This window comes from Mycobacterium sp. DL440, assembly GCF_011745145.1.
Lineage (GTDB): Bacteria > Actinomycetota > Actinomycetes > Mycobacteriales > Mycobacteriaceae > Mycobacterium.
In genome coordinates this window covers 4,408,943-4,426,037 of record NZ_CP050191.1, presented here as the reverse complement: position 1 = coordinate 4,426,037, position 17,095 = coordinate 4,408,943, and the positions used below count along the sequence as shown (strand labels likewise).

General features: G+C 65.2%; 17 protein-coding genes, 1 tRNA gene and 1 pseudogene. 7 read left to right on the top strand and 12 right to left on the bottom strand.

Annotation, left to right across the window (positions count from 1 at the left end; all coding sequences use genetic code 11):
• Positions 1-2 precede the first annotated feature (2 nt).
• Entirely contained in the window at positions 3-2,399 is a 2,397-nt protein-coding gene (locus HBE63_RS21680; RefSeq protein ID WP_166906584.1) for a xanthine dehydrogenase family protein molybdopterin-binding subunit, read from the bottom strand.
• A 117-nt stretch (positions 2,400-2,516) separates the two neighbouring features.
• Between HBE63_RS21680 and HBE63_RS21675 the strand changes: the two genes are divergently transcribed.
• The 3 genes from HBE63_RS21675 to HBE63_RS21665 all read left to right on the top strand — a co-directional run bounded on the left by HBE63_RS21675 (position 2,517) and on the right by HBE63_RS21665 (position 5,214).
• Positions 2,517-3,191 carry a M15 family metallopeptidase gene (locus HBE63_RS21675; protein WP_243858208.1) on the top strand — a complete coding sequence of 225 codons (675 nt, stop codon included), beginning with the start codon at positions 2,517-2,519 and terminating at the stop codon, positions 3,189-3,191.
• 84 nt (positions 3,192-3,275) lie between these two features.
• On the top strand, positions 3,276-3,977 hold the full coding sequence (locus HBE63_RS21670; RefSeq protein WP_166906583.1) for a cutinase family protein: 702 nt from the start codon (positions 3,276-3,278) through the stop codon (positions 3,975-3,977).
• Between the two features lie 91 nt (positions 3,978-4,068).
• Positions 4,069-5,214: a cellulase family glycosylhydrolase gene (locus HBE63_RS21665; protein WP_208301180.1), complete on the top strand. Its 1,146-nt coding sequence runs from the start codon at positions 4,069-4,071 to the stop codon at positions 5,212-5,214.
• Here HBE63_RS21665 and HBE63_RS21660 read toward each other — a convergent pair.
• Positions 5,211-6,950: a DUF885 domain-containing protein gene (locus HBE63_RS21660; RefSeq protein WP_166906582.1), complete on the bottom strand. Its 1,740-nt coding sequence runs from the start codon at positions 6,948-6,950 to the stop codon at positions 5,211-5,213. The genes HBE63_RS21665 and HBE63_RS21660 overlap by 4 nt on opposite strands.
• Positions 6,951-7,034: 84 nt before the next feature.
• On the opposite strand from HBE63_RS21660, the gene HBE63_RS21655 reads away from it, so the two are divergent.
• Positions 7,035-7,190, top strand: a complete 156-nt coding sequence (locus tag HBE63_RS21655; RefSeq protein WP_166906581.1) for a hypothetical protein — start codon at positions 7,035-7,037, stop codon at positions 7,188-7,190.
• 3 nt (positions 7,191-7,193) lie between these two features.
• Here the strand turns inward: HBE63_RS21655 and HBE63_RS21650 are convergent.
• From HBE63_RS21650 to HBE63_RS21640, 3 genes and pseudogenes are all read right to left on the bottom strand, one after another.
• A pseudogene (locus tag HBE63_RS21650) lies at positions 7,194-7,599 on the bottom strand (HNH endonuclease).
• 42 nt (positions 7,600-7,641) lie between these two features.
• Positions 7,642-7,716 (bottom strand) — tRNA-Thr (locus HBE63_RS21645).
• A 26-nt stretch (positions 7,717-7,742) separates the two neighbouring features.
• Positions 7,743-8,558 carry a hypothetical protein gene (locus tag HBE63_RS21640; RefSeq protein ID WP_166906580.1) on the bottom strand — a complete coding sequence of 272 codons (816 nt, stop codon included), beginning with the start codon at positions 8,556-8,558 and terminating at the stop codon, positions 7,743-7,745.
• A 96-nt stretch (positions 8,559-8,654) separates the two neighbouring features.
• Here HBE63_RS21640 and HBE63_RS21635 point away from each other — a divergent pair, with 96 nt between their 5' ends.
• Both HBE63_RS21635 and HBE63_RS21630 read left to right on the top strand, forming a co-directional pair.
• The gene (locus tag HBE63_RS21635; RefSeq protein WP_166906579.1) at positions 8,655-9,374 is read left to right on the top strand and encodes a response regulator transcription factor; all 720 of its coding nucleotides are present in this window, start codon (positions 8,655-8,657) and stop codon (positions 9,372-9,374) included.
• 29 nt (positions 9,375-9,403) lie between these two features.
• Positions 9,404-10,837: a cell wall metabolism sensor histidine kinase WalK gene (locus HBE63_RS21630; protein ID WP_166906578.1), complete on the top strand. Its 1,434-nt coding sequence runs from the start codon at positions 9,404-9,406 to the stop codon at positions 10,835-10,837.
• Here HBE63_RS21630 and HBE63_RS21625 read toward each other — a convergent pair.
• On the bottom strand, positions 10,797-11,213 hold the full coding sequence (locus HBE63_RS21625) for an HIT family protein (protein ID WP_166906577.1): 417 nt from the start codon (positions 11,211-11,213) through the stop codon (positions 10,797-10,799). The genes HBE63_RS21630 and HBE63_RS21625 overlap by 41 nt on opposite strands.
• 163 nt (positions 11,214-11,376) lie before the next feature.
• Here HBE63_RS21625 and HBE63_RS21620 point away from each other — a divergent pair, with 163 nt between their 5' ends.
• On the top strand, positions 11,377-12,345 hold the full coding sequence (locus HBE63_RS21620) for an acyl-ACP desaturase (RefSeq protein WP_166910044.1): 969 nt from the start codon (positions 11,377-11,379) through the stop codon (positions 12,343-12,345).
• A 21-nt stretch (positions 12,346-12,366) separates the two neighbouring features.
• On the opposite strand, the gene HBE63_RS21615 is transcribed toward HBE63_RS21620, so the two are convergent.
• From HBE63_RS21615 to HBE63_RS21590, 6 genes are all read right to left on the bottom strand, one after another.
• Complete coding sequence (locus HBE63_RS21615) at positions 12,367-13,194, bottom strand: SDR family NAD(P)-dependent oxidoreductase (RefSeq protein ID WP_166910042.1); 828 nt, start codon at positions 13,192-13,194, stop codon at positions 12,367-12,369.
• 29 nt (positions 13,195-13,223) lie between these two features.
• Positions 13,224-13,649: a nuclear transport factor 2 family protein gene (locus HBE63_RS21610; protein WP_166906576.1), complete on the bottom strand. Its 426-nt coding sequence runs from the start codon at positions 13,647-13,649 to the stop codon at positions 13,224-13,226.
• 96 nt (positions 13,650-13,745) lie between these two features.
• Positions 13,746-14,879, bottom strand: coding sequence for an NDMA-dependent alcohol dehydrogenase (locus HBE63_RS21605; RefSeq protein WP_166906575.1), 1,134 nt, complete (start codon positions 14,877-14,879; stop codon positions 13,746-13,748).
• 92 nt (positions 14,880-14,971) lie between these two features.
• The gene (locus HBE63_RS21600) at positions 14,972-15,511 is read right to left on the bottom strand and encodes a nuclear transport factor 2 family protein (RefSeq protein WP_166906574.1); all 540 of its coding nucleotides are present in this window, start codon (positions 15,509-15,511) and stop codon (positions 14,972-14,974) included.
• A 2-nt stretch (positions 15,512-15,513) separates the two neighbouring features.
• The gene (locus tag HBE63_RS21595) at positions 15,514-15,720 is read right to left on the bottom strand and encodes a ferredoxin (protein WP_166906573.1); all 207 of its coding nucleotides are present in this window, start codon (positions 15,718-15,720) and stop codon (positions 15,514-15,516) included.
• Between the two features lie 10 nt (positions 15,721-15,730).
• Positions 15,731-17,092 carry a cytochrome P450 gene (locus HBE63_RS21590; RefSeq protein WP_166906572.1) on the bottom strand — a complete coding sequence of 454 codons (1,362 nt, stop codon included), beginning with the start codon at positions 17,090-17,092 and terminating at the stop codon, positions 15,731-15,733.
• Between the last annotated feature and the right edge of the window lie 3 nt (positions 17,093-17,095).

Genomic DNA, 17,095 nt, shown 5'->3' with positions numbered 1-17,095 from the left:
GATCAGTGGTCCCTTCCGTGTTGTTTCTTCGAGCGGGGTTCCTGCGCCTGCTCGATGGCTTCGACAATGGCTGCCGGGGTGGCGGGCAGGGTGGTCAGGGTGACCCCGAGTGGGGCCAGCGCGTCGTTGACGGCGTTGATCACCGCGGGCGTCGAACCGATGGCACCACCCTCGCCCGCGCCCTTGTAGCCGCCGATGCCGGGGCCGGGGATCTCGACGTGGCCGTATTCGATCACGGGAACCTCGGTGGCGGTGGGCAACAGATAGTCGACAAACGTTGAGGACAACGGGTTTCCGGCATCGTCGTAAGACAGCTTCTCCAGCAGGGCCCCGCCGATACCTTGGACGGTGCCACCGGCGATCTGGCCCTCGACCACGTTGGGGTTGATCATCGGGCCGACATCCTCGCTGACGATGTAGCGGGTGAGGGTGACATGCCCGGTGACGACGTCGACCTCGCAGGTGCAGGCGTGGGTCGCGTTCGCCCAGTGGATCATTGCGGTCGGCGGCGAGACGAATCGCGCGGTGGCTTCCAGGTTCGCCGACATGCCCGGCGGCAGCATCTGCGGCTCGTAGTGGGCGCGGAAGGCCAGATCGGCGAAGCTCACGCTCTTTTCGGCATCGTCGCGGACAACTGCCCTCGACCCGCCGAGCTCGATCTCGGACTCCTCGACCTCGAGTCGGGCTGCGGCCATCGCGACCAGCTGGTTGCGCAGGATGGTGCCGGCCTCGTTGACCGCGCCGGCCGTCATCGGGGCGCTGCGGCTGCCCTGGGTGCCCGCGCCGTAGGGGGTCACCGCGGTGTCACCCTGGATGGTGGCGACATCGTTGATATCGGCGCCCAGTGCGTCGGCAGTGAGCTGGATGACGGTGGTTTCCAAGCTGTTTCCGGTGGATCCGCCGTTGACGTAGACGTTGATCTTGCCGGTCGGCTCCATCCGGATGGTGCAGCCCTCGCTGGCCAGGTGGCCGGTGGCCGCGCCGGTCGGCTCGATGTAGGCCGAGAAGCCCAGCCCGAGGTAGCGGCCCTGGGCCAGCGCCTCGGCCTGCTCTTTACGGAAGCCCTCGTGGTCGAGGATCTTCACCGCCTGCTCGAAGGTCTCGATCGGGGCGACGTGGTCATAGGGCATGCCATTCGGGTTGAAATAGGGCATCTCGTCCCTGCGGAGCAGGTTCTTGCGCCGCAGGTCCACCGGATCCAGGCCCATCTTGCGCGCGGCGATGTCGAGAAGTATTTCGCGGGTGAGGGTTTCGTACTGCCACGGCCCGCGGTACGCGTGCAGGCCCGCGGTGTTGGAGAACACTGTCTTGTAGTTAAAGCTGGCCTTGGGCACCCGGTACGGGCCGGGGAAGAACATGCCGATGGCCGCGGTGGTCAGCACCGGGTAGGGGGTGGGGTAGGAGCCGACGTCCTGGACGAAGTCGATGTCGGCGGCCAAGATGTTGCCGGCGTCATCGAAGGCCATCCGTACGTCGCCGTCGACGTGGCGGGACTGACCGGCCGACATCAAGTTCTCGCGGCGGTCCTCGATCCACTTCAGCGCTGTGCCTGATCGCGCGTTCGACGTCGCGGTGGAAACCTTGCGGGCGGCCAGCATGATGCACATGTCCTCGCGCATCGGGACGACCTTCTGCCCGAACCCGCCGCCGGTGTCGCGCATGATGACCCGCACGTGCTGGGCCGGGATGCCGAGCAAGCGGGCCGCGAACGCGCGGAGTTCGTGTGGGGTCTGGGTGGACGCCCAGATGGTCAGCTCGCCGGTCGACTGCGTCCATTCGGTGACCATGCCGCGGCACTCGATCGGCACCGGCACGTGCATCTGCTGATAGATGTGTTCCTTCACCACATGCGCAGCGGCACCGAAAACCTCCTCGTCCGGCGGCATTCCCGCCATACCGCCGGCATTGTTGTCGGGGAAGGCTTCGTGGACGGACACGTCGGAGGTCAGGGCCCCGCGGAAGTCGGCGATCGCGGGCAGCGGTTCGTAGTCGACGTCGACCAGGTCGACCGCATCCTCGGCGATGTAGCGGCTCTCGGCGATGACAAGGGCCACCGGATCGCCGACGAACTTCACCTCGCCCTCGGCCAGGGGTGGCCGCGGGGTGTCGGGGATGTCCTTGCCGGCGACGGCGTGCCAGGCCTCCTTGACCTCGGGGTTGAGATCAGCGGCGGTCAGCACGGCGTGCACGCCGGGCAACGCCAGGGCCGCGGCGGCGTCGATGGCGGTGAATTTCGCATGCGCGTAGGGACTGCGGACAAAGCAGGCGTGCAGCATGCCGGGCCGCGTGATGTCGTCGACGTACGTGCCGCGTCCGGTGAGCAGGCGGGTGTCCTCGACCCGCTCGACCCGTCTGCCGGCATAGCGGGTTGCGACGGTCTCCGGTACGGCTGACGCCATAGGATCACTCCAATTCCGTCGGTCAGTTTGGGCGCAGCACTTATGCGCATAACCCACCGGCCGTCGGGGTTCCGACGCCCGCATCAAGAGTGTGATTATCGTACATCGGAAAGCGATATGCCTAAAGAAGAGAGTGCCATTTCCGCAATAGTGCGTCGGCTGTTCGCCACGGTACTGGCGGCCGCGGGCTGTCTGTTTCTGCTGGCCGGCCTCGTCTGGGCGCCGGTGGCGTCAGCCAGGCCGGCGGCTGAGGCCGGGCTGGTCGACGTGCGCTCGGTGGTGCCCGACGCGGTGATCGACCTCCGGTATGCGACCACCGACAACTTCGTCGGTCAGCGGCTCTATCCGGCCGGCGCTCCCTGCCTGGTGCACGAGTCCATGGCCCCCGGGCTCGCTGCCGCGGCCGCCGCCTTGCGGCCCGACAAGCTGGTGTTCTGGGACTGCTACCGACCACATGAGGTTCAGGTGAGGATGTTCGAGGTGGTGTCGAATCCCAATTGGGTGGCCCGCCCGAGCGCCTACGCCCGCAGTCACGAGGCCGGCCGCTCGGTCGACGTGACGATCGCCAGCGGGGGGTCGCTGGTCGACATGGGCACCGGGTTCGACGACTTCACGCCGCGCAGCTTGGCGTACGCCACCGATGGGGTGAGCCCCGCGGCTCAGGCCAATCGGGCGAGGCTGCGCGAGGCCATGAAAGCCGGCGGGCTGGCCGTGTACTCGGGGGAATGGTGGCACTTCGACGGTCCGGGTGCGGCCGACCCGCGGCCCTACCTGGATGTACCGCTGGGATAGTCCCGAGCCCTGTTTTTGAGGTTTGGGATGTGCCAGCATAGGGAACCGTAACGTTCGACACGATCCGGTAGGCGTGGAGTCGAAATGAACGTCTTCAAATTGTTCCAGGGCGCGGCGCTGATCGCTGCTTGCGCCGTCCCCATCGCACCCATGCCCGCCGCGTCGGCGCAGCCGTGCCCGGATGTCGAGGTGGTGTTCGCCCGCGGCACCTACGAGCCGCCCGGGGTCGGCGGCCCCGGACAGACCTTTGTCGACGCGCTGCGTGCACGTGCCGGACAACGGTCGGTCGAGGTGTATCCGGTGAACTACCAAGCCAGTGGGAACTTCGGCGACCGGATCGAATTCGCCAAGACGGTCGTCGACGGCATCCGGGATGCGTCCAGCCACATCGAGGCCACGGCCAGGGACTGCCCCAACACCAAGGTGGTGTTGGGCGGATACTCCCAGGGCGCCGTGGTAGCCGGTTACACCACTGCGGCCACCATTCCGGACGGCATCCCGCCCGAGTACAAGGAGTTCATCCCCCAGCCCATGCCTCCCGCGGTGGCCGACCATGTGGCCTCGGTGGTGCTACTGGGTACGCCGTCCGACGAGTTCATGCGCGACATCGGCGCGCCGGCAATGGTGATCGGCCCCCGGTTCAAGGACAAGACCATCGAGTTGTGCGAGCCGGGTGACACCATCTGCGACGGAACGCCGGCCGGGGTCCCCAACTTCGCGCACAGCGCCTACCTGCTCAACGGGATGCCGGGGCAGGCGGCGGATTTCACGGTGAGCAAGCTCTGAGGGTGCCGAATTGATAACGATCTGAAACCTCAATGGTTGCAATGCCATCCGGGAGGTCGGGGTATTTGCTGAGCACCACTATGTTCACTAGGTGCACCGTCGAACGGCCCTCAAGATCCCGCTGGTACTGGCAGCAGCGGCGGCTCTTCCTCAGGTACTGGCCCCTCTTTCCATGATCCCGCGGGCGACCGCCGCACCAGGCCAGTGGCCGGTCGAACGGGCCAACGCGTGGTATCAGGCGCAGGGCTGGTTGGTGGGCACCAACTTCATCACCTCCAACGCGATCAACCAGATCGAGATGTTTGCCCCCGGCACCTACGACGCGCGGCGCATCGACAGTGAATTGGGGGCGTGCCGCCTACTCGGGTTCAACACGGTGCGGGTGTTCCTGCACGATCTGCTGTGGGCGCAGGACCGTGCCGGATTCCAAAGCAGGCTGGCCCAATTCGTCGGGATCGCGGCGCGTCAAGGCATCAAGCCGTTGTTCGTGTTCTTCGACTCGTGCTGGGATCCGAATCCGCAGGTCGGTGCGCAGCGGGCACCGACGCCGGGTGTGCACAACTCAGGCTGGGTGCAGAGCCCCGGGGCGCAACGCATCGACGACCCTCGCTACCGGCCCGTGCTGCGTGACTACGTGGTCGGGGTGATGAGCCAGTTCCGCAACGACAACCGGGTCCTGGGTTGGGACCTGTGGAACGAGCCGGACAACCCCGCCAAGCAGTACCGCAAGGTCGAACGCAAGGACAAGATCGACGCGGTCGGGGGACTGCTGCCCCAGGTGTTCGGCTGGGCGCGTTCGGTCAATGCCGTGCAGCCCTTGACCAGCGGCGTGTGGCAGGGCAGTTGGGACCGCGGAAGCCGCAGCGAGATGGACAGCTTCCAGCTCGACAACTCCGACATCATCTCGTTCCATTCGTACGCCGGCCCTGCCGAATTCGAAGCCCGCATCGCCGAACTCGCCCCGTTGGGTAGGCCGATCCTGTGCACCGAGTACCTGGCTCGAGACCAGGGCAGCACCGTCGAAGGTGTGCTTCCGGTTGCCAAGCGGCACAACGTCGGTGCCTACAGCTGGGGCCTGGTGGCCGGCAAGACCCAGACGTACTTTCCGTGGGATTCGTGGGACAAGCCCTATACGAAGGTGCCGAATGTGTGGTTCAGCGATCTGCTGCAGCCGGATGGACGGCCTTATCGCGACGCCGAATATCAGACACTGCGGAAGCTGACCACCCGGGTCTAGAACAGATCACCCGTCTGGCCCAGCATCACCTTGCGGATCAGCGGCAGGGGGAGCGGCCCAATCCTCACGAACGCATCGTGGAAAGCCTTGAGCGAGAATGCGTCACCGACCGCTTTTCGGTAGTCGTCACGCAGTTTCAGGATGGCCAGTTTGCCCATGGTGTAGTAGCCGTAGGTGGCGTCCGAAGTACCGCGCTTGGCCTCCGATTCCGCGACCGGTTCAGGCTGATAGGCCTGCTCGACGAACATTCGCTGGGCCTGTTCGACGGTCATGCCTTCGGTGTGCATCTTGATGCCGACGATGAATCGGACATCGCGCAGCAGGGCATCCTGGACCTGGGCCAACCGGTAGCGCGGATCGTCGGCGTGCAACCCTTCGTCGAGCATCATCTGCTCGCAGTAGTGCGCCCATCCCTCGAAATTGCTTGTCGCGCCGAACACCTTGCGGACGTCGGACGGATAGTCCTTGGCGTAGAGGAACTGCAGGTAGTGCCCAGGCCACACCTCGTGGACGGATACATTGCTGATCGACGGGCGATACCACTGCGACATGAACTCGTCCTGCTCGTCTTTCGGCCAGGATGGATCGGGCAGGGTCATGTTGAAATACGCTTCGGTCGCCGCCTTCTCGAACGGTCCGGGGATGTCCATCGATGCCGAGGTGGTGGCGCGCATGAACGGCGGTGTCTCTACCACCTTCGCCGGCGGAGCCGGTGGGACATCGACGATCTGCTTCTCGCGGACGAACTGGGCCAGACTGTCGAGATTTTCCTGGGTAGCCGCCAGCAGGTCCGAGGCAGGCGGGAAGTCCTTCTGTACGTCGGCCAACACGTCGAATGGAGCCTTGGCGGGATCGATCTGCCGGGCCGCCTCGGTGAAGGCCTTCTGGTTGCGTGCGAGGTCTTCGTTTGCCACCGACAGCAGATCGGGCAGTGGCGTGGTGATCATCTCGTCGGCGTCGAGTACCTTCCGATACGTTTCCGCGCCGTACGCGAACGAACCGTTGGACCGTGGCAGTAGGTCGTTCTCCAGCCAGGCCTTGTAGTCGCTCAGTGCCGTGACCACCGCGTCATTGGCCTTGCCGAACTCGGCCAGTAATGCAGGGTCTTTCACGCCGGCGAACGCTGCGGGAACGTCGTGGGCGAAGAAATGGCGGTTGCCGTCGACCTGGTCGATCGCGACCTGAGTGTAGATTCGCGGCGAATCGTCGAGATTCTCACGGGCGTGGGCGAGCGCAGCCGGCATCAGCTTCAACCTGCTGGTCAATGACCGCAGACGTTGTTCGGGCGGAGCGAAACTGCGCGAGATCATGACGTATGCGTCGTTGGTGATACCGCTGCTGTATGTGTCGGGGTTCTTCGCCCATGGACGAATAACCTGCTCGCGCAACAACATTCCGTCGAGTGCATGCTTGGTCTGCTCGAGGTCCAGCTGGGCGTCCAACGTCAATGTGCTGGCGTCGATACCGTCAAGGCGCGCCCGGTACGACTTGACGGCTTCCACATTGGCGGTGACCGCCGCCGCCGAATAGTCGGGTATCAGGTCGTCGTACGTGTGGATGCCCAGATGCGTGGCATTCGAGGGGTTCTGCCGGTAGGTGTAATCGAGGATCTCTGTGGCGAGCCGGCGGAACGCCTGGTCCCCGGAATCGGCGGCCTGGTCGCCGGTGGTACCACAGGCCTGCAGGAACCCTGCGGTGAGCAGCAATGCCACGAGCGTTGACCCCAGACGCCTCATGTCTGGAGGCTAGATCACGCTACGGACGACACGGAAGCGGAGGGCTCGTGTTTAGCCGTGGTCGATGCGGGGATTCAGAGGACTATGGATCAACATGACGGTGGCCGACCGATACCGAAAGACGCCCGCAAAGTTACTGAGGGACAAGAGGAGCTGCAGGACGAATTCGACCGTCGGGGTGAGGATCCTCAGGGGCCGGGACTCCACGAGAGTCACGAGAACATCGCCGACGAGACGTGAACGCTAGAACGACTGTCCGTTGGCGTAGCGCTCGCGGCGGTAGAAGCGGCCGTTGCCACGGTTCCGGCTCTTGTACGTCGGCAGCTGGGAGTCACAGTTCGGGCAGACCAGTCTGAGATTTTCCCGCCGATTGTTGGTCGGGTTCCCGTCGATGTGGTCCATCACCAAGATGAGGGGTAGGCCCTGCCACGTGCCGGCCTCGCTGCAGATCGCGCAACAGCCCGACTGAGCGGCCGTGAGGCTAAAGGCGGATGTAGTGCCTGTGGAGAGAGGTGATGGACGCCTCGCCGGATTCGAGCCAGCGTTCTGTGCTGGCTTTTCGGCGGGCTGATCCCTGACATGCGTTACTGCAGTAGACCTTCTGACTGCGCTTCTCCAGTGGTGAACCACAGCTGCGACAGAGCCTCATGTGAGGAAGTTACTGACATGTACCGACAACAATCGGTGCGCGTGGAGCCTCCTATCGGGATTGAACCGATGACATTCCGCTTACAAGGCGAACGCTCTACCACTGAGCTAAGGAGGCGGGTGGAACGCGCCCAGTTTAGCGGGTCAGCTCTCGGCGTCGATAACTCGCTGCGAGCTGACCGGCTTCGGGGAGGTTCGCCGGGACGAGCGCCGCGGCAGCGGGATGCGGTCGGCGATGTTGCTGAGCGGGTTGACGACCTGGCTGAGCGTGATGACCGCTTCGTGCAACGCGTCGATCGTGGGCGCGAGTGCTTCCAACCCGGGCGCCAGCCGGTTGAGGGTGTCGGCGACGTCGGCGAGCTTGAGCAGCGGGCCGTCGGGATCGGTCAGGGTGTCCAGCAGCCCGCCCTCGGCGAGGAGCTTGTCGGCCACCCCGTCCTCGCGCAGTACCCGCTCGAACAGGCCGTCATTGGCCAACAGTTGATCGGCCAGCCCGCCGGGCGCAATCACCCGGGACACGGCGCCATCGGCAGTGGTCAGCCGGTCCAGCAGGCCGCCCTCCGTGGTGACTTGATCGACCAGGCCGCCGGGGGCCACCGCCCGGGCCACGGCGCCGTTGTCCGCGGTCAACCGGTCCAGCAGGCCACCCTCGGCGGTCAGTTGGTCGACGATCCCGCCCGGTCGCAGCAAACGGTTGATCGGGCCCTCTGGTGCCAGCGCCCGGCCGAGCGGCGCGTCGTCGTCCAGCAGCCGGGCCAAGCGGTTCGCCCGCTCCACCGCATCATCGATGCCGAACAGCGAGGCCATCGATGACCTGCCGTTCAGAGGGTTCGCGTCGCCGATGCCGCGTTGCACCGCGTTGAGTGTCTCGTTGGCGATGCCGAGACCGGCGTCGGCCACGGCCAGCCCGATTCGCACGGGCGCAGTAGCAACCTGGACCAGCGTCTTGGCGAGGTTCATGGGCGTCAGTGTAGTTACCCCGATCACAGTTAAACTCACAGGAAGTGCACAGCGTGCATGCAGGTTGAGTTCAACAGGCACCACCAACATCAGGGAATGGCCATGCCTGCATTACCTGAGAGCGTCCCGGAGGCCCGGGTTCTCGTCGTCGACGACGAGGCCAACATCGTGGAGCTGCTGTCTGTCAGCTTGAAGTTCCAGGGTTTTGAGGTCTACACCGCGTCCAATGGCGCCGCCGCCCTGGACAAGGCCAGGGAAGTTCGGCCCGACGCCGTGATCCTGGACGTGATGATGCCCGGCATGGACGGCTTCGGGCTGCTGCGCCGGCTGCGCGCCGACGGCATCGACGCGCCCGCGCTGTTCCTGACCGCGCGCGACAGCCTGCAGGACAAGATCGCCGGCCTGACCCTCGGTGGCGACGACTACGTGACCAAGCCGTTCAGCCTCGAAGAGGTGGTGGCCAGGCTGCGGGTGATCCTGCGCCGGTCCGGCCGGGGCATTGAGGAACCCCGTAGCGCCAAGCTGTCCTTCGCCGACATCGAACTCGACGAGGACACGCACGAGGTCTGGAAGGCCGGCGAGCCCGTTTCGCTGTCGCCCACCGAATTCACCCTGCTGCGTTACTTCATCATCAATGCGGGCACGGTGCTGTCGAAGCCCAAGATCCTCGACCACGTGTGGCGCTACGACTTCGGCGGTGACGTCAACGTCGTCGAGTCCTACGTGTCCTACCTGCGCCGCAAGATCGATACCGGCGACAAGCGCCTGCTGCACACTCTGCGCGGGGTCGGTTACGTTTTGCGCGAGCCACGCTGACGCCTCGATTTCGGCGGCATACTTTTGGAGTGTTTGACCGGGTAGAGCGGCGAGGAGTGCCGCTGCGGGTCGGCCTGGTGGCCGCGGCCCTGGTTCTGGTGGCGTGCGGGCTGCTCGCTTCCGGTGTCGCGGTGACCTCGATCATGCGGCACACCGAGATCAGTCGTATCGATCAGACCCTGCTCGATGCCTCGCAGAGCTGGGCCCAAGAGCCGCGCCGCCTGCCCTCGACACCTTTGGAAGGGCCGAATCCCGCGCGCCCGCCGTCGAACTTCTATGTCCGCGGCGTCGATCAAGACGGCCGGACCTGGATCGCGATCAACGACCGCGAGGCGGAACCCGAGCTTCCCGATGACAACAACGTCGGTCCCGCGCCGGTGACGGTCGAGTCCGTCGGGTCCTCGGACGTGCAGTGGCGGGCCATGACCGTACAGGGTCCGAACGGCGAGCTCACCACCGTCGCGATCGATCTTTCCGACGTCCAGTCGTCGGTACGCGCGTTGATCTGGTCGCAGGTCGGCATCGGTACGGTCGTGCTGGTGGTGCTCGGCGTCGTCGGCTACGCCGTCGTGCACCGCAGCCTGCGTCCGCTCGTCGAGGTGGAACAAACCGCCGCGGCCATCGCGGCCGGACAGTTGGATCGCCGTGTCCCCGAACGTGATCCGCGGACCGAGGTGGGACGGCTGTCCTTGGCGCTCAACGGCATGCTGGCGCAGATCCAGCGGGCGGTGGCGGCTTCGGACGCCTCGGCCGAGCAGGCGCGGACCTCCGAGGAACGGATGCGCCGCTTCATCACCGATGCCAGCCACGAGTTGCGGACGCCGCTGACGACGATCCGCGGATTCGCCGAGTTGTACCGCCAGGGCGCCGCGCGCGACGTCGAGATGATCATGGGCCGGATCGAGAGCGAATCGCGGCGGATGGGCCTGCTGGTCGAGGATCTGCTGCTACTGGCTCGGCTCGATGCGCAGCGCCCACTCGATCGGCATCGGGTCGACCTGTTGACCCTGGCCACCGATGCCGTGCATGACACGCAGTCGATCGCCCCGAACCGCCGGGTGCGCATGGAGGTGTTCGACGGCCCGGGCACCCCGGAGGTGCTGGGTGACGAGGCCCGGTTGCGTCAGGTGCTGAGCAACCTGGTCGCCAACGCGGTGCAGCACACCCCGGAAACCGCCGGGGTCACGGTGCGGGTGGGCACCGACGGCGACGACGCCGTCATCGAGGTGTGTGACGAAGGTCCCGGCATGAGTTCCGACGATGCGCGACGCGTGTTCGAACGCTTCTACCGCGCTGATACCTCACGCACCCGCGCGAGCGGTGGGACCGGGCTGGGCCTGTCGATCGTGCATTCCCTGGTGCTGGCCCACGGCGGCACCGTCAAGGTCACCACCGCGCCGGGTCAGGGGTGCCGGTTCACCGTCAGCTTGCCGAGGATTGCAGATCTGCCAGCGCGGCTTTGATCTTGGTCTGTGCCGCATCGAGGGATTCGGCCGACGGATTGTTGTCGACGTGGGCGAAGCCGAAATCGGCCAGGTTGTAGGCGGGGAACACGTGAACATGCAGGTGCGGCACCTCAAGACCGGCGATGATCACCCCGGCGCGTTGCGCACCGAACGCCTGACAGACGGCCTTGCCGATCAGCTGTGAAACTTCCATCACCCGACCGAACACCGCGGGCTCGAGGTCCTGCCAGTTGTCGATCTCGGCCCGGGGCACCACCAGCGTGTGGCCCTGCGTCATCGGCGCGATGGTCAGGAACGCGACGATGTCATCGTCCTGGTAGACGAACCGCCCGGGCAGTTCTCCGTTGATGATCTTCGTGAAGACGGACGCCATGGTGAGAGCATAGTGATCGGTCGAGGCGGGCCGGCGAAGCGTTTGGTGCAGTCCCGCGGAATCGCGGTCCTGACCGAACGTGTTCTATCTTTGCTGGACGGGGTGGGAGACTTTAGCTGGTCCGATGTGGCCGCACATAGATTTCGGGGGATTCATGGGACTCGTGCAAAAGGAGCTCGCAGATACGGTTTTGCAGGCTGAACTCGAGCAGATAGCCGAGGAAAACCTCAACCGGCACCTGGCCACCACCAAGGACTGGTATCCGCACGATTACATCCCGTGGGAGTCGGGCCGCACCTTCGCTGCCTCGGGCGGCCAGGACTGGGATCTTGAGCATTCGCAGCTCAGCGACGTGGCCCGGGCGGCGATGATCACCAACCTGCTCACCGAGGACAACCTGCCGTCGTATCACCGCGAGGCCGCCGGCAGCTTCTCCCAGGACGGGCCCTGGGGAGCCTGGGTGAACCGCTGGACCGCCGAGGAGAACCGGCACGGCATCGCAATCCGGGATTACCTCGTGGTCACCCGCGGTGTCGATCTCGCCGCGCTGGAGCAGGCCCGCATGGAGCATGTGACCAACGGCTTCGCTTCGACCGAGGAAGAGCGGGCCATGCACAACTCCGAATTCCTGATGACGGTCGCGTACGTGACCTTCCAGGAATTGGCCACCCGGGTCAGCCACCGCAATACGGGGAAGGTCTGCCACGATCCGATCGCCGACCGGCTCCTGCAGCGCATCGCCGCGGACGAGAACCTGCACATGATCTTCTATCGGAACGTGTGTGAGGCCGCCCTGGAACTCTCGCCCGACCAGGCCCTGGATGCCGTCGGCTGCATCGTCGAGAATTTCCGGATGCCGGGACAGGGGATGCCGGACTTTCGCCGCAACGGTGTGCTGATGGCCAAACACGGGATCTACGACCTGCGCCAGCACCTCGAAGAGGTGGTCATGCCGACCCTGCGCAAGTGGCGGATCTTCGAGCGCGACGATTTCAGTGCCGCCGGTGAGGCCCGTCGCGATCAGTTGGCGGCGTTCCTGGAAGGCCTACAGACGAAGGTGATCAAGTTCGAGGAGCAGCGTGACCGCATGCTGGCCCGCGAGGCCGCCAAACGCGAGCTCGCAGCATCCTGAACCCGGCGGCGCCGGCGCGAGCTAGGCCCCGGAGATGGACTCGTGCAGTTCCTCGACAGTCCACGGTGGCTTGCTGTGGTGGTCGCGGTATCCGATGAAACCTGGTGCAGGCCGGGCAAATTCGCCGATGAACCCGCCCGCGGCGATGAAGATGCGGCCCGTCACGCCCCGTGCGGCGTCGCTCACCAGGTAGGCATACGTCGGGGCCACGTATTCCGGCGGTGCGGCGTCCAGCGCGCCCTGCATGCTGACGTCGTCGAGCAAGCCGCGCCGGTTGAGATCGGCGATGTGCTGCTCGTAGTCCGAGCCGGTGGACAGTCGGGTGCGGGCGCCCGGGCACACCACGTTGGCCCGCACTCCGTGCTCCTTGAGTTCGGCGGCGATCGCCAGGGTCAGCGCATTGACCGCGCCCTTGCCCGCCGGGTAGCCGCTGCCGCCGTAATCCCCCAGGAACGCAAAGGAACTGGTGTTGACGATGGCGCCGCCCCCTTGCGCCACCATTTTCGGCGCCGCTGCGCGGCAGGTCTCGAACACCGTGCCCAGGTGCGCGTCGAGCAGGTTCCGGAACTCGTCACTGGTCACGTTCAAGATGGAGGACCCCGCCGGTTCGGCGGTACCGGCACAGTTGACCAGGATGTCGACGCGACCGAACTCGGCCACACAGGTATCGACGAGCGCGTCGGCCACTTGAGGCTCGGCGGGCGAACCGGCATGGGCGACACCGGAAATGGATTCGGCCGCGGCTATGGCAGCCGCCAGGTCGCGACCGTTGACCACGACGCCCGCGCCTTGGGCGGCCAGCATCTCGGCGACCGCCAGGCCGATGCCGCGGGTGCCACCGACCACGATCGCGCCGCGGCCGGCGAGCGCTCCGCCGGTCAGCTCTCTTCCTGCGCGAACACCATGGCGCCGATGTTCCAGTAGCCACGCAGGTTGGTGATCAGCCCTTCGTCGTTCACCTTGTAGGTGAAGACGCCGCGCACGGTGGCGGTGAACCCGTTGGGAAACTTGGTGCGCAACACCAGGATGTAGGCGATCTCACTCGGCGAGCTGGACGGGAACGTCTCTTCGCACGTGACGGTCAGCTCGTTGGGCCCGATGTTGGTGTCGTAGAAAGCGCCGAGCGCTTCCTTGCCACGCACGCCGGTGCCGTCGGGGTTGGTGACAGCCTCACCGATCGGGTCCTCGACGAGGATGTCGTCGGCCATGAGCGCCAGCCAGCCCTCACGGTCACCGGACTGCACGCATTTCCACGACGATCGCGAAGCGACGACGACGGGTGTCTCAGTGGATGTCTCGGTCACGAAATTCCTTCCTAGATATGCCGAAACGGCATTCCGGCAGGAGGTCACTCGACCTTTTCCTGCTGGAATGCCGTTTCGCGGGCAACTGGTGTGGGATCAGCGATCGGCGTCGGTGTAGCGGATGACGCCGCGGATGTTGCGGCCCTCGAGCATGTCGGCGTAGCCGTCGTTGATCTGCTCGAGCTTGTACTGCCGGGTCACCATGTCGTCCAGGTTGAGCCGGCCCGCTTTGTACATGCTCAGCAGCTGCGGAATGTCGTGGTGCGGGTTGCCGCCGCCGAAGATGGTGCCCTGCAGGCGCTTCTGCAGCAGCGTCAGCATCGACAAGTTGAGCTTCACGTCGTTCTCGGCCATGTTGGCGACCGCGGTGGCCACGACGGTGCCGCCCTTGGCGGTGATGTTCATGTAGTGGTCGATGTCCTCGCCTTTGAGCTCACCGACGGTGACGATCGTCTTGTGCGCCATCCGGCCCTGGGTGACCTCGGCGACGCCGGCCATCGCGGAGAAGATGTCCGGGTAGGCGTGGGTGGCACCGAACTTGAGCGCATTGTCGCGCTTGAACTCGACCGGGTCGACTGCGAAGACGTTGCGGGCGCCGGCGGCCAGGGCGCCCTGCAGCGCGCCGGTGCCGACACCGCCGACACCGACGATGACGACGTCCTCACCCGGGCGGACGTCACCGCTGCGGACGGCCGAGCCGTAGCCGGTGGTGACACCGCAACCCACGAGGCAGGCCACCTCGAACGGGATCGACGGGTCGATCTTCACCACCGAGCTCTTGTGCACCACCATGTATGGGCTGAACGTGCCCAGCAGGGTCATCGGGATGACCGGCTGGCCATTCTTGACGGCGTGGATGCGGTTGGTGCCGTCGGAGACCGCGGTCCCCGAGAGCAGGAGGGCGCCCAGGTCGCACAGGTTCCGCAGGCCCTCCTGGCAGGCCGGACACTCGCCGCAAGATGGGATGAACGACAGCACGACGTGATCGCCGGGCTGGAGGTGGTCGACGCCGGGGCCGACCTCGGTCACGATGCCCGCACCTTCGTGGCCGCCGAGCACCGGGAAACCCGCCATCGGGATGTCGCCGGTCACCAGGTGGTGGTCCGAATGGCACATGCCCGCGGCTTCCATCTGAATCTTGACCTCGTCCTTGACGGGGTCACCGATCTCGATCTCCTCGATCGTCCACGGTTGGTTGAACTCCCAGATGAGAGCGCCTTTGGTCTTCATCGCGTGTGCCTTCCACTAGAGCCGTTGACCACAGACTAGAGCCATTAGTTGCGTGGGTCACACCCACCCCCAAGCAACTGCTTGGCCGGGAGCTACCAGATTTTGACCGGAGCGTTACCGAGTGGGTAGTAGCCGGGCAGCTTCTCCCCGGACAGCGAACGCTCGATGCGCTTCTGCATCGTCGGGGTGAGGTCGCCGGACTCGATGAGCTTCCCGTACCCCTTCGCCACGTGGCCGAAGTCGAAGAAGTCCCGCTGCCACTCGATGAGCAGTTGATCGTTGAGCCGGAACCAGCTGCCGCCGATGCCGTAGATCTCGTCGCGGGTGCCGTCGGACTTGTTGGCGATCTGCTTCCAGAAACCGACGATCTCGTTCTGCTTCTCGTCGATCAGCACCCGCTGGTACTCGTAGACCCAGTTCTCCAGGCCCTCCATCTCAAGGCCCAGGGCCACATCGCGGATCTCATCGCGCCCGACGCACATCACGTCTTCCTTGGGGCCGATGTTCCAGCCGTAGGTCGCATCTTCGGTGTAGAAGTCGGCCAGCGGCTTCCAGTCTCCGGCCTTCTCGGCATCCTGATTGGCCTTGAGCCAGCGGTCGGACCAGGCTTCTAGTTCTTCGCGTGACGCCATTGTCATTCCTTCTCTGTGATGGATAGTGCTTGGGTAGGACACATTTCGACGGCCATCTCGACGGCATCACGGAGCTCGTCGGGTGGTTCATGATCGATGATCTCGACGACGCCGCGTTTCGGAACCCGGAACACGTCCGGAGCCTCGAGCTCACACATGGCGTGGCCCTGGCACAGATCCTCGTCGACCTCAACGCGGTAGCAACCCATGGGTGCGCTCCTAAACCCGCTTCCGGTAACGGACCTTGGCCGGCTGGGCCAGCTGCACGACCATCTTGGAGTGGTCGTTCTGGTAGCTCTCCGACGGCTGTGACATCTCGAACTCGTACTCGCGCAGCAGAACCGAGAAGATCGCCTTGATCTGCATCTGTGCGAACGCCGCACCCACGCAGCGGTGCTTGCCGGCACCGAAGGGGATCCAGGTCCACCGGTTGATCAGATCTTCCTGGCGCGGCTTCTCGTAGCGGGCGGGATCGAAGGCGTCCGGCTCTGGGAAATCCTCCGGGATCCGGTTGGAGATCGCCGGGGAGGCCGCCACCATCTGGCCCTTGTGGATCGGATGGCCCGCCACCTCGAACTCGTCCTGGGCCACCCGCATCAAGATGATCAGCGGCGGGTGCAGGCGCAGCGTCTCCTTGAGTGAGTTGTCGAGCTTCGGAATCTGGCGCAGCGCATGGAAGCTCACCTCCTGACCGTCGGCGTAGAGCTCGTCGAGCTCCTGCTGCACCTGGCTGTACACCTCGGGGTTGCGCAGCAGTTCGATGAGCGTCCACGACGAGGTGCCCGAGCTGGTGTGGTGGCCCGCGAACATCAGCGAGATGAACATCCCGGTGACCTCGTTGGCCGTGAACCGGGGGTTGCCGTCGTCGTCCTTGATCGAGACCAGCACGTCGAGCAGGTCGCGATCCTCTTTGCCCTTCGGCGGATTGGCGATCCGGCCGTCCATGATTTCCTGGACCAGCGCAACGAGTTTCACGCGCGACTCGTCGCGGATCCGGAAGCTCTCGATGTCCAGGTAAGGATCGACGTAGCAGAGCGGGTCGGTGCCCCGCTCCAACTGGTGGTAGTACTCGGCAAACCGGCGATCCAGCTGCTCGCGGAACTTCAGCCCGATCAGGCACGCTGTCGAGGTGTAGATCGTCAGCTCGGAGAAGAAGTCGAGCAGTTCGATCTCGCCCTCGTCGCCCCAGTCGGCGATGATCTTCTTGACCTCGTTTTCGATGGTGGCCGCGTGGCCCTTCATCTGCTCACCGCGCAGCGCGGTGTTGTGCAGCATCTCGGCCCGACGCTCGGGGTCGGCATCGAACACGACACCCTCACCGAAAATCGGCGTCATGAACGGGTAGGCCTCGGCCTGGTTGAGGTCGCTGTCACTGGAACGGAAGAAGAACTCGTTGGCCTCCGCGCCGGACAGCAGCACCACCTGCTTGTCGGCGAGCTGGAACCAGCCGACGTCGCCACACTCGTCACGGATGCGCTGCATCAGGCCGATCGGGTCGGTGCGGAATTCTTCGAGGTGTCCGTGTTCCTCGCCTTCACCGCCCGAAACGCGCTGCACTTCCTTGAGTTCTGAGCTTGTCATTAT